The following is a 12,260-nucleotide window of genomic DNA, read 5'->3' as shown; positions in this document are numbered from 1 at the left end:
TTATGAATAAAAAAATGCTAAATGCAATCCTTTCTATGGTCTTGTTGTTTTCCGTAATGGTATGTTCTTATTCGCAAACACCAGATTTTTCCCTAATAGGTTACGCAACCGAAAATGGCGGAACTACTGGCGGAGCTGGTGGTGTCGAAGTAACGGTAACTACTTTTGCAGGCCTTAAAAAGTATGCTGAAATTAAGGATGTCAAATATGTGGTTAAATTTACCGGAACCATAGCGGGAATGGGGAGCATTGCGAACAAAGATTATGCTGGATCTATTAAAGTGGCTTCCAATAAAAGCATTATTGGCATTGGTGATAATGCTTTCTTGGATGGTGTAGGTTTTACGATTAAGGATGCTAAAAATATAATTGTTCAAAACATTAAGTTTTCTTTGGTTTCTGTTGCAAAAGCAATACCGGCTAATTCAGAGAATATTGCTAATATATACAGTAAATTAGGAGACGAGGGGAGACCTCAGATATTAGTTAATGGAGGTGATTTAATTTCGGTTTATGGCGTTAGCACTAATATTTGGATTGACCATTGTGAGTTTTTTGAAGAAGATCCACGCGCACAAACTAATCAGGACTTATACGATGGATTGGTTGATGTAAAAGATAACAGCGGTTATATTACTATTTCCTGGTGTTATTTTCATGATCATCATAAATGCAGTCTAATCGGCAGTTCTGATACAAATTTATATGCTGATAGAAAAATAACTTTCCACCACAATTACTACAAAACCATTCAGGAACGTGTGCCTTTGTACAGAGGAGGTACGGCGCATTTCTTTAATAACTATTGTGAAGATATTTATGGAGGCATCGTCAATTCACGTGTAAACGCTTGTGTACGTGTTGAGAAAAATTATTTTGAAAACAGTAAAAATACAGTGTATTCTAAAAACAGCAAGATTTCTGGAAGTGCAGAACGTATTGATAATAAAGAAGTGGACTGTACTAATCGTGAAGCGTATCCTGCTGCTTGTACAGTAGCTATTCCATACGATTATTCCAAATCTCTGGACAATAAAACGGATGATGTGAAAAGTATCGTTACAACTTATGCTGGCGTTGGAAAACTAAAAGGTAATTAATCAGCAGAGATGTTGATTAATCTTAAAATATTTTTTCAAAATAAAACCGCATCAATTTTTATCAGTTAATAGGTGAAAAATTGGTGCGGCTTATTTTTTTTACAAAAGCGGATGTTTTCCTTCATGCCTGAAATACTCAATTTTATAGTTGAACATTTCGGCCATATTTTTAGCTCTTAATTTGGCTTCTTCGGCAAGCGGTCCTGCAAAAAGAGAATCGACTGTTTCGCTAAAAATTTCCATCCAGCGGGTAAAGTGTTTTTTCTCTACTGGAAGCTGTCTGTGAGGCGGAAAAGGACTTCCAGAATAAGTATGTTCTTCCAGTAAAATAGTTTGCCAAAAGCGGTACATTTTCTCTAAATGTTCCGGCCAGCGGTTGCCAATTTTTTCGTTGAAGATTGCACCAATTAATTCGTCTTGCTGTACTTTGGAATAAAAAGTATTGACCATTAATTGAATATCTTCTATGTTGCTAATGTCTTTGGGTATCATAATTTCTAAGTATAAAAAAACCTACTCAAAGGTAGGCTTTTTAAAATAAATTATTTTTTCTTTTCAGCAGTTGCCGGCGGGAATTGTGCCAAAATTTGCGTAACGATATTATTTACTATTGCGTCTTTTTCGTTCATATCTTTAGAAAGGGTTCCGATGCCTTCTCCCTGCCAAATCAGTTCTTTCTTTTTGGCGTCGATAAGGTCAATGTACAAAGTCCCCTCTGTAGATGAACTCACCATAGTCTGTCCTCCATACATATAAGGATTCCATCCATAACCCCATCCATAACCCCATCCAGCATTGAATTGGTTTACGCTGATTTCTTCGCGGGATTTAGTGAAAATGTTTACCAATAAATCAGGGTTTTCACTTTTGGTCATTCCTTTGGACTGAAGTTGCTGGTCGATAGCGTTCAGGATTCTTTTTTTGTCCAAATCAGAAATCTCCACTTTATCGATCCCCGATTTCATAAATGCAAAAGTTTTGTATTGCTTGAAATCAACTGATCTGTCGTAATCAGAATATACTCTTACAGTGTCACAAGAGGTAACTATGAAAAGTAATAATAAGGGCAGGAATTTTATAGTTTTCATATTTATATGATTAATGTTGAATTAAAATTAGTGCAAAAATCGTACCAATTAAGCCAAATAAGTGTTAATTTTAAAACTGAGTTCCTCAGTTTTTCAGCGAATGATTAAACAGATTTTAAAAATAGTAAAGAAAGAATCTGTGTAAATCAGTGTCAAATTGGTTAATTGAACATAATTAATTCAATAATTCATCATCCACTAAATTGGGAAGCGTGACTTTCAACAACGGTTCTGCTTCCATTGCTCTTTTTATCGCAAAAACAGCTCCTTCGTTACGCGCCCAACTGCGTCTTGAGATTCCGTTATTAACATCCCAAAAAAGCATCGAAGCCAAACGTCGTGAAGCTTCCTTGCTACCGTCCAGTACCATTCCGAAACCGCCATTGATCACTTCGCCCCAGCCTACGCCCCCGCCATTATGGATGGAAACCCAAGTGGCACCGCGGAAACTGTCGCCAATAACATTTTGTATGGCCATATCGGCGGTGAAGCGGGAACCGTCATAAATATTGGAAGTTTCTCTGTAAGGTGAATCGGTTCCCGAAACATCGTGATGATCGCGGCCTAATACAACCGCTCCAATCTCTCCTTTGGCAATAGCCTGATTAAAAGCTTCGGCAATTTTTACGCGGCCTTCGGCATCAGCATATAAGATTCGGGCTTGAGAACCTACTACCAATTTGTTTTCCTGCGCGCCTTTTATCCACTGAATGTTATCCTGCATTTGTTGCTGAATTTCTGCGGGAGCAGTTTTGGCCATTTCTTCCAAAACTTGACAGGCAATAGCATCCGTTTTGGCTAAGTCTTCAGGCTTTCCAGAGGTACAAACCCAACGGAAAGGCCCAAAACCATAATCAAAACACATAGGCCCCATAATGTCCTGCACATAACTCGGGTATCTGAAATCAATATTGTTTTCGGCCATAATATCGGCACCAGCACGCGAAGCTTCCAGTAAAAAGGCATTTCCATAATCAAAGAAATAGGTTCCTTTGGCTGTATGTTTGTTGATAGCCACTGTGTGACGACGCAAGGTTTCCTGTACTTTTTCCTTAAATAAATCGGGATTATTGGCCATCATGTCATTCGCTTCTTCAAATGAAATTCCAACCGGATAATACCCGCCAGCCCACGGATTGTGAAGCGAAGTTTGGTCAGAACCCAAATCGATATAAAGGTTTTCCTCATCAAATCGTTCCCAAACATCCACTACGTTCCCGAGGTATGCGATAGAAACGGTTTCGTTATTGGCTTTCGCCAAAGCCACTCTTTTGACCAATTCGTCAATGTTTTCAACCACTTCATTAATCCAGCCTTGACTGTGGCGAATGTGAGTGATTTTAGCATTCACCTCGGCACAAACCGTGATACAGCCCGCAATATTTCCCGCTTTAGGTTGCGCGCCACTCATTCCGCCTAGTCCCGAAGTCACAAACAATCCGCCTTTTGGACTGCGTTTTATTTTTCGGAAACCGTTCAAAACGGTGATGGTCGTTCCGTGCACAATTCCCTGTGGGCCTATGTACATATAACTTCCTGCGGTCATTTGTCCGTATTGGGAAACGCCCAAAGCATTCATCCTTTCCCAGTCGTCGGGTTGGGAGTAGTTTGGAATCACCATTCCGTTGGTTACCACTACTCTCGGTGCTTCTTTGTGGGAAGGAAACAACCCCATAGGATGCCCGGAATACATCGTCAACGTTTGCTCATCTGTCATTTCCGATAAGTATTTCATCGTCAATAAATATTGCGCCCAGTTCGAGAAAACCGCACCGTTCCCGCCATACGTAATCAATTMGTGCGGATGCTGTGCCACCGCATAATCCAGATTGTTCTGAATCATCAGCATAATCGCTTTGGCCTGCTCGCATTTTCCGGGATATTCAGAGATTGGACGGGCGTACATTCTATAATCAGGACGTAAACGGTACATATAAATACGGCCGTATGTTTCGAGTTCGTTGCGGAATTCAGGAATCAATTCAGCATGATGCTTCGGCTCAAAATAGCGTAAGGCATTTCGAAGCGCCAGTTTTTTCTCATCGTCAGACAAGATTTCTTTCCGTTTCGGCGCGTGGTTAATGTTGGCTTCATACGGTTTTGGCTGTGGTAATATAGATGGAATTCCTTGTTGTATTTGTTCTTGAAAAGTCATTTTTTTGTTTTTAAAATCTAAAATAAATTCGTTCTAATGAGTATCAGTTGGGCGAGACCGCATTAAGGAAAGTGGCCTACTTATCTTTGCGGTTATTCGGTCTCTTTCCTTAATGCGGTCGGGCTATCCACGCTACTTCGGTAGCTAGTTTCTATCCCTCTCGCATCCGGTAAATCAAGATGTTTTTCTTAATTTAAAGAAATTGCCAACTAGGGATACCGTATATCCGACCTGTGGTAGGATTTATGAATTTTAATTTTATATTTTAAAGAAAGAATGTCCATTTCTAAGATTGTATAATTTTTAAGTTTTAAAAGGATGCTGTTTTTTGAAATCTAAATTCTGCCTTCTGCAATCTAAATTCTATTTTCTAATCTCACCAGTTTTCTTATTAAATCCATAAGGACAATGACGACAGCCACTTTTACAGCAATACCCTCTTTTCAAATGGTATTTTTCAGTAAAGCATTTATATCCTTCGGGCGTGTAATAAAAATCTTCCCCTTCAATTAATTTATTTTCATTACTTTGTTCTGCCATTCTGTTTTTATGCTTGAAAATCGCCACGATGCGATTGTGTTTTTCTTTAATTTGGACTAAATTGCCTCTACAAATCTATAAATTTTATAATCAATGTTTGTTATTGTTGCCAAATATTTAATTCCGAAAGGATATCGCGGATTGACCGTCTTTCCTTTCGTGTTTATAAAATACGCTTTTGATTCCGAAAATAAAACATTGGTAAATCACGAAAAAATACATATTCGGCAACAGTTGGAATTGCTTGTTTTGCCTTTTTTTCTTTGGTATTTTGTCGAATATGCGGTACGTTTGCTACAGTACAAAAATGCCAGTTTGGCTTACAGAAACATCAGTTTTGAAAGGGAGGCTTATGACAATGAACTCCGTTTGGATTACATTGAAACGAGAAGAATTTTTACTTTTTTAAAGTATTTGTGAAAAACAGGAAATAAAAGGTTTCACCGCAAGGTCGCTAAGTTTATTTTTCTTTGCGTCTTAGCGCCTTAATGGTAATAAAATAATAAATCCTAAACTTTGAATCAGAAAATAACATACGAACTACCCAATACAATTACTCTTGAAATAAAGCGGGAAGATCTGCTTCATCCCTTTATTTCAGGAAATAAATTCAGGAAAATGAAGTACAATCTGATTCAGGCAAAAATAGAAAACCAAGAAACTCTTCTCACCTTTGGCGGAGCCTATTCCAACCATATTTCGGCGGTGGCCTATGCGGGTAAAGAACAGGGATTCAAAACCATTGGAGTGATTCGCGGAGATGAATTGGGTGATAAAATTGAAGAAAATCCAACTTTGCGGTTTGCGCAAGAATGCGGGATGCAATTCGAGTTTGTGACTCGAGAAGATTATCGACATAAAACGGAACCGAATTTTATAGCCAATCTAAAACAAAAATTCGGCTCGTTTTATCTTGTTCCCGAAGGTGGTACCAACGAGTATGCCATAAAGGGATGTGAAGAAATACTGACTAAGGAAGATGCCAAGTTTGATTTTGTATGTTGTGCAGTTGGAACGGGAGGCACCATTTCGGGGATTATTAACAGCGCGTTGCCACACCAAAAAGTTTTGGGATTTCCAGCATTAAAAGGAGACTTTTTAAAAGATGAAATTCGTAAATTTGCCAACAACAAAAATTGGGACTTAGTAACCGATTATCATTTTGGCGGTTACGGAAAGGTAAATGAGGATCTGATTCAGTTTATAAATCAGTTTTACGAAAAATCTCAAGTTCCACTGGATCCAGTTTATACGGGAAAGATGTTTTTTGGCGTTATAGATTTAATTCAGAAAAACTATTTTCCCAATAATGCCAAAATTTTATTGATTCATACGGGAGGATTGCAGGGAATCCAAGGAATGAATGCGCTTTTGAAAAGCAAAAACAAAACATTGATTAAGGTGCAATAGCAATATCAAATATCAAAATATGGTCAAGAAAATATTTTTATTTCTCTTAATTGTAACTTTAATGAGTTGCGGTTCTTCAAAATCGACTATTGTCACTACAAAAAAACCAGTGGGATGGAAGTATTCCAAACCAATCCAAAATGGAGGTGGCAGTCCAACCTCCAAAACAATGTCGACCGGTGAAATAGTTAATGGATATGTAGCCCAATACAATAGTGTTGCGATGAGCAATATGAAAACGTATGGAATTCCCGCCAGTATTATTTTGGCACAAGGAATTTTGGAATCGGGGGCTGGGCAAAGTGATTTGGCAATGAATGCCAATAATCATTTCGGGATAAAATGCCATAACGATTGGACAGGAGATAAAGTCTATAAAGATGATGATGCTGCAAATGAATGTTTTAGAAAATACAATCAGGCCTCGGAGTCATATAAAGACCACGCAATGGTTTTGACGGGTAAAAAAAGATATTCCAATTTGTTTACATTGCCCAAAGGGGATTACAAAGCTTGGGCAAGAGGACTGAAAGATGCTGGATATGCTACCGACCCGAGATATCCAGAAAAATTAATAAGCTATATTGAGACCTATAATTTAAGTCAATATGACACAAAAGTATTAGGAAAAGAGGCAAAAAAAGAAGAAACAAAAGTATTGATTCAAGATGATTTTGGTTCTGATAAAGCAGGTTTGTACGAAATTCAAAAAGGAGATACATTTTATTCCGTTTCCAAAAAATTCAATTTAACGGTAGAAGAATTAAAACAAAAAAATAATCTAACAGAGAATACGCTTTCGATAGGACAGAAGCTGATTGTGAAGTAAGTCGATAATTACTCGGTTGTTTTTTGTCATTTCGACCAACGGGAGAAATCACATAACGTGAGTAGCCAGTGTGATTTCTCCTCCGTCAAAATGACAAAAGGAGCATTTTTATTAAATTAATCAGTTCGTTCTCGTAATCTAAAGTCAAGAATCTAAAATCTAAAATCGTAATGATATATCAAAGAAGCAGTCAGCTTTTTGCTGAAGCAGAAAAAGTAATCCCAGGAGGAGTAAATTCACCGGTAAGAGCTTTTAAAGCCGTGGGCGGAACACCAATATTTGTTAAAAGTGCCAAAGGAGCATATTTATATGATGAAGACGGAAACCGATTAATCGATTATATTAATTCTTGGGGACCAATGATTTTGGGACATGCTTATGAGCCTGTCGTGGACGCGGTAATCGAAAAAGCAAAATTGGGGACTTCTTTCGGAATGCCAACCGAATTAGAAACCCAAATTGCAGCTTTAGCAGTATCTATGGTTCCGAATATCGATAAAATCCGTTTTGTGAATTCAGGAACAGAAGCGTGTATGAGTGCGGTGCGTTTGGCTCGCGGTTTTACCAAAAGAGATAAAATTATCAAGTTCGCTGGTTGCTATCATGGTCATTCCGATTCGTTTTTGATTCAGGCGGGAAGCGGGGCAGTTACCTTTGGAACGCCAAACAGTCCTGGTGTGACAGCAGGAACAGCCAAAGATACTTTGCTAGCCAAATACAATGATTTGGAAAACGTGAAGACTTTGATCGGAGCCAACAAAAATGAAATTGCGGCGATAATTGTTGAGCCAGTTGCTGGAAATATGGGATGCATTCCGCCGGTTAAAGGATTTTTGGAAGGTCTTCGCGAGTTGTGTACCGCAAACGGAATTCTGCTGATTTTTGATGAGGTAATGACCGGCTTCAGATTAGCCAGAGGAGGTGTGCAGGAATTGTTCAACATCAATGCGGATATCGTTTGTTTCGGAAAAGTAATCGGTGGCGGATTGCCTGTTGGGGCTTTCGCGGCTCGTGAAGAAATTATGAATTTTCTAGCGCCGTTAGGACCTGTTTATCAAGCGGGAACTTTGTCTGGGAATCCATTGGCTATGGCGGCGGGATTGGCGATGCTGCAGGCATTGGACAGCGACCGCGAGATTTTTAAAAGACTGGAAGTGAAAACAGCTTATTTAGGCGCAGGAATCGAAAGAGTTTTGAAAGCCAATAATGTAGTTTTTACCATCAACAGAATTGGTTCTATGATTTCGGTTCATTTTGATGCCAATCCTGTAACCGATTTTCAATCTGCTGGAGCAGGGGATAATGAAACCTTCAAGAAATTTTTCCACGGACTGGTTGCTGAAGGAGTTTATATTGCGCCATCAGCTTATGAAACTTGGTTTATCACCGATGCATTGACTTATGAAGACTTGGATTTTACAATTCAGGCGATCGATAAAGTTTCTAAAACGTTTTAAAATACATTTATACTAATTAAAAATTCCACTTTTTTAACCTGATTGGCTGAAAAGTGGAATTTGTATTTAGGGTTCAAAGGGTATGTTATAATTGATCTTTTTTTTCTCTTCTTCTGTTTTTAAATTTTTCTTTATTTTCAGCTCTCATAGTTTGCCATTTTTGATATTGATCGGCAGATAAGATTGCTTTCATTTGTTTTTCAGTATCTTTTTTTTCGGCTTTTAATTTGGTTTTAAAAGCTTCTCTTTCTGTTGTGGTCAATTTTTCTCCGCTTTCTTTCCGAGCTTCTTTTTGAGATTTCAGACCTTGTGCTTTATCGCTTTTCTCAGATAAAAGTTTACCAACTGCTTCCTTTTGTTTAGGATCCAAGTTCAATTCTTTTGTTAAGTGAGCCAAATGTTTTTCTTGACGCTGTTCCGGAGTCATTTTTTCCATATTGGGATTGTTCGGTGCTGTAGTGCTTTCTTGTGCAAATCCAGATACACCTATACCAAATGCTAGAGCAATAATTAATGTTTTCATGTTTATTTTTTTTTAAGTTGTACTTGTAAGACAGATTTAATCAACAAAGGTTTAATGATTTAACTTTGATTTAGGATAAATGTTAATTAGCAATAGGATTGATACCTGAAAGGTTTTGTTTCAGGATGCATAAATTTTGTAACAAAAGAAAGTATGAATGTTTGCTAAGTTTTATACAGATGATTACCATATAATCATTTCCGAATCGTATTTTTGGAAATCAATATAATCTACTGCATATGATTTCTGTTCAAGAAGCTTTTTCAATATTACAAGCAAATTTACCAATGCTGCCCGAAACAGAGTATTCTCTTTTTCAAGCGAGAAAACATATTTTAGCGCAATCACTTTTATCGCCAATTAACATGCCTCCTTTTCGACAGTCGGCGATGGATGGTTATGCTTTGTGTCTGCACGATGCTTTGCAGTATGAAATTATCGGCGAAGTGAAAGCGGGAGATTCTCATAGAGTTGAATTGCTTCCAGGCCAAGCCGTAAAAATTTTTACGGGAGCTGCAGTACCGGATTCGGCACAAGCGATGATTCAGATTGAAAAGGTTACGGCTAATGGAACGCAATTGTTAGTAGACGAACTGGTACTTCCCGAAACGAATGTCAGACCAATAGGCGAACAAATTTCGGCTGGAGATTTAGCGCTTGAAAAAGGCAAGGTTTTGAATGCTGCGGCGATAGGTTTTTTGGCTGGGCTTGGTTTTACAAAAGCCAGTGTTTATCAAAAGCCAAAGGTTGGAATTGTGGTTACAGGCAATGAGCTGTCCAAGCCAGGGACACCGCTTGAATATGGAAAAGTGTATGAGAGCAACGGAATTATGCTGCAATCGGCATTGATAGACAGTTATTATGATGCGGTTACTTTGTATGAAGTCAATGATGATTTTGAAAACACCAAAAATAAATTGCAAGAGGCATTAACAAACAATGATGTCGTATTGGTTTCTGGAGGAATATCCGTTGGAGACTATGATTTTGTGGCGCGGGCTTTGAAAGAACTGGAAGTTGAAACCTTATTTTATAAAGTAAATCAAAAACCTGGTAAGCCATTGTTTGCGGGAAAACTAAACAATAAGATCGTTTTTGCATTGCCGGGAAATCCTGCCGCCTGCCTGACTTGTTTTTATGTGTATGTTTTGCCAACATTGGCAATATTATCTGGTGCTGAAGCTAATTATCAGCAAGCTGTTTTAATGCCTATTGCCCATGATTATGAAGTGAGAAATACGCGTTCCCAATTTTTGAAAGCTAATATAGATAACGGGAACGCAGAAATTTTGTCTCACCAAAATTCGTCGATGCTCAATTCTTTTTCTGTAGCAAACGGATTGGTTTATGTTCCCGATGGAAATTATGAATTAAAAAAAGGGGATAAGGTTGAGGTATATTTGCTGTAGGCTTTTTTTAGAATTTTAGTTGTTTTTAGTGAGTATTTTTTCAAATGCTTTCCTTTCACCTCCTCTAAAATATACTTTGCCGCAATACTTATAACCTGATTTTTCAAAGATTTTCAGCATGGCAATATTGTCAAAATTCGTGTCAGCTTTGATGCTGTATATGTTGTTGTGCAGGGCAAATTCTTCTATATGTTCCAGTATTTTTTTTGCTAAACCTTTCCCCAGATAATTTTCTGAAATAGCAACTCGGTGAAATACAACAAAGTCATCATTCGATAGCCATTCGCCTTTTATTCTTGCGTATTCAGGTTCGTCATTTATCAATATTGCGGTATAGCCTATAATGGTTTCTCCTTCGGTTAAAATGAATCCATGATCTGCTTCAATGTCTTTTCGAACCACTTCAGGATTTGGATAACCGTCTTGCCATTGGTCGCTGCCGTCTTTCTTTCTTCGGGCTATTGCCTGTTGTAAAATATCCCATATTGCAGGGATTTCAGAAACTGTGGCTTTTCTAAAGGAATAATTCATTTTGTAAATATATTGTATTTAAAATTTTCAATTTTTAGTTTTCTTATAAAGCATAAACCTAATAAAAATCCCTCTGATTTTTCGGTGAATGTCTTTAAAATTTAATTCAAAACCAGCTCCGAAAACTTTTGGGATTGAGAAGCGTATGGATTGAAAAGACTTTGTTAGGGGAAATTTAAATTATGTTTACGGCTTTGGTTTTCAAAAAAACATAAATGATAGTATCTTGCAATCTTTTAAAACAACAACTAAATATAATGAAGCAGCAATGTGTAATTTTTGATATGGACGGTGTAATTTGTCACACCAATCCAGATCATGGCAAGGCTTTTGAAGCATTTTTTGATAAGTATCAAATTCCTCACTCTCAGCAAGAATTTGAAGAGCATATGTACGGAAAACATAACGGTTATATCATGACGCATTTCTTTAAGCGTCCAATTGCCGGAGATGAACTTAAAAAATTGGAAGATGAAAAAGAATCTATGTTTCGTGAAATTTATAAAGATAAAGTAGAGACAATTCCACATTATCTGCAGTTTTTGGAAGAACTGAAATCCCGTGGCTTTAAAACTGCCGTTGCGACATCAGCTCCGCGGGCTAATCTCGATCTGATTATAAATGCTTTAAAAATTGAAAACAAAATGGACTCGATGATGGCAAGTCAGGACGTTCAGCATCACAAACCTAATCCGGAAGTTTATCTAAAGTCGGCAGAACGAGTTGGTGTTGCTCCGTCTGATTGTGTTGTTTTTGAAGATTCTTTTTCTGGAGTTACGGCAGGTCTTAATGCAGGGATGAAAGTAGTTGGCGTTTTGAGCTCACATACTAAAGAGCAATTGCCTCCGTGTGACTTTTACATTAATGATTACAGCGAAGTAAGTGTGAACAAGATTTTGGAATTATTGGATAGTTAATCGGAAGTTTGATTTTTTTTAGGAGCAGAGGTACTGATCATTTCATCAACATTTGTCCCGCTCCTATGTTTGCATAGTTATAAAATCTCCTATCAAAGATATATATTTGGAATGATAAAGTGAAAGAGGATGAGAGTTGAAATCCCGCTAAATGACTCAAGAAGTACATTGTCGGAAAGATATAACCTCATTCTTTTTATCTTTTAGAGTCTGAACAGAATGTAAGGAACTACGCAAGTCGTAATATCCAGAATATCCAACTAGGAGAAAAGACGAAGGGAGATTCATCACTTTATTATAA

At 37.6% G+C, this 12,260-nt stretch carries 13 protein-coding genes; 7 read left to right on the top strand and 6 right to left on the bottom strand.

The features are described 5' to 3' along the window. Nucleotides 1–2 precede the first annotated feature (2 nt). Nucleotides 3–1,100 carry a pectate lyase family protein gene (locus tag AC1DVP_RS13585; RefSeq protein WP_477184020.1) on the top strand — a complete coding sequence of 366 codons (1,098 nt, stop codon included), beginning with the start codon at nucleotides 3–5 and terminating at the stop codon, nucleotides 1,098–1,100. A gap of 99 nt (nucleotides 1,101–1,199) precedes the next feature. On the opposite strand, the gene AC1DVP_RS13580 is transcribed toward AC1DVP_RS13585, so the two are convergent. The 4 genes from AC1DVP_RS13580 to AC1DVP_RS13565 all read right to left on the bottom strand — a co-directional run bounded on the left by AC1DVP_RS13580 (nucleotide 1,200) and on the right by AC1DVP_RS13565 (nucleotide 4,883). After that, nucleotides 1,200–1,592 carry a group III truncated hemoglobin gene (locus tag AC1DVP_RS13580; RefSeq protein ID WP_477184019.1) on the bottom strand — a complete coding sequence of 131 codons (393 nt, stop codon included), beginning with the start codon at nucleotides 1,590–1,592 and terminating at the stop codon, nucleotides 1,200–1,202. Between the two features lie 50 nt (nucleotides 1,593–1,642). Continuing rightward, nucleotides 1,643–2,188, bottom strand: a complete 546-nt coding sequence (locus AC1DVP_RS13575) for a DUF4136 domain-containing protein (RefSeq protein WP_477184018.1) — start codon at nucleotides 2,186–2,188, stop codon at nucleotides 1,643–1,645. 175 nt (nucleotides 2,189–2,363) lie between these two features. Beyond that, nucleotides 2,364–4,343: a urocanate hydratase gene (locus tag AC1DVP_RS13570; protein ID WP_477184017.1), complete on the bottom strand. Its 1,980-nt coding sequence runs from the start codon at nucleotides 4,341–4,343 to the stop codon at nucleotides 2,364–2,366. 363 nt (nucleotides 4,344–4,706) lie between these two features. Then, nucleotides 4,707–4,883 carry a DUF5522 domain-containing protein gene (locus tag AC1DVP_RS13565; RefSeq protein WP_477184016.1) on the bottom strand — a complete coding sequence of 59 codons (177 nt, stop codon included), beginning with the start codon at nucleotides 4,881–4,883 and terminating at the stop codon, nucleotides 4,707–4,709. A gap of 93 nt (nucleotides 4,884–4,976) precedes the next feature. On the opposite strand from AC1DVP_RS13565, the gene AC1DVP_RS13560 reads away from it, so the two are divergent. The 4 genes from AC1DVP_RS13560 (at nucleotide 4,977) to hemL (ending at nucleotide 8,579) form a co-directional block, all read left to right on the top strand. Further along, nucleotides 4,977–5,303, top strand: coding sequence for a hypothetical protein (locus AC1DVP_RS13560; protein WP_477184015.1), 327 nt, complete (start codon nucleotides 4,977–4,979; stop codon nucleotides 5,301–5,303). Between the two features lie 96 nt (nucleotides 5,304–5,399). Further along, nucleotides 5,400–6,293, top strand: a complete 894-nt coding sequence (locus AC1DVP_RS13555; RefSeq protein WP_477184014.1) for a 1-aminocyclopropane-1-carboxylate deaminase/D-cysteine desulfhydrase — start codon at nucleotides 5,400–5,402, stop codon at nucleotides 6,291–6,293. A gap of 19 nt (nucleotides 6,294–6,312) precedes the next feature. Further along, nucleotides 6,313–7,122 carry a glucosaminidase domain-containing protein gene (locus tag AC1DVP_RS13550; RefSeq protein ID WP_477184013.1) on the top strand — a complete coding sequence of 270 codons (810 nt, stop codon included), beginning with the start codon at nucleotides 6,313–6,315 and terminating at the stop codon, nucleotides 7,120–7,122. 170 nt (nucleotides 7,123–7,292) lie between these two features. Then, the gene (hemL, locus tag AC1DVP_RS13545) at nucleotides 7,293–8,579 is read left to right on the top strand and encodes a glutamate-1-semialdehyde 2,1-aminomutase (RefSeq protein WP_477184012.1); all 1,287 of its coding nucleotides are present in this window, start codon (nucleotides 7,293–7,295) and stop codon (nucleotides 8,577–8,579) included. An 85-nt stretch (nucleotides 8,580–8,664) separates the two neighbouring features. Here hemL and AC1DVP_RS13540 read toward each other — a convergent pair whose 3' ends face one another. After that, nucleotides 8,665–9,102: a hypothetical protein gene (locus AC1DVP_RS13540; protein WP_477184011.1), complete on the bottom strand. Its 438-nt coding sequence runs from the start codon at nucleotides 9,100–9,102 to the stop codon at nucleotides 8,665–8,667. Nucleotides 9,103–9,341: 239 nt separating this feature from the next. Here AC1DVP_RS13540 and AC1DVP_RS13535 point away from each other — a divergent pair, with 239 nt between their 5' ends. Continuing rightward, entirely contained in the window at nucleotides 9,342–10,511 is a 1,170-nt protein-coding gene (locus AC1DVP_RS13535; protein ID WP_477184010.1) for a molybdopterin molybdotransferase MoeA, read from the top strand. Between the two features lie 15 nt (nucleotides 10,512–10,526). Here AC1DVP_RS13535 and AC1DVP_RS13530 read toward each other — a convergent pair whose 3' ends face one another. Next, complete coding sequence (locus tag AC1DVP_RS13530) at nucleotides 10,527–11,042, bottom strand: N-acetyltransferase family protein (protein ID WP_477184009.1); 516 nt, start codon at nucleotides 11,040–11,042, stop codon at nucleotides 10,527–10,529. Nucleotides 11,043–11,299: 257 nt separating this feature from the next. Between AC1DVP_RS13530 and AC1DVP_RS13525 the strand changes: the two genes are divergently transcribed. After that, nucleotides 11,300–11,959 carry an HAD family hydrolase gene (locus AC1DVP_RS13525; RefSeq protein WP_477184008.1) on the top strand — a complete coding sequence of 220 codons (660 nt, stop codon included), beginning with the start codon at nucleotides 11,300–11,302 and terminating at the stop codon, nucleotides 11,957–11,959. Nucleotides 11,960–12,260 lie beyond the last annotated feature (301 nt).

Source organism: Flavobacterium sp. P3_A6, from assembly GCF_056403035.1.
This window is presented reverse-complemented; position numbering and strand designations above follow the sequence as displayed.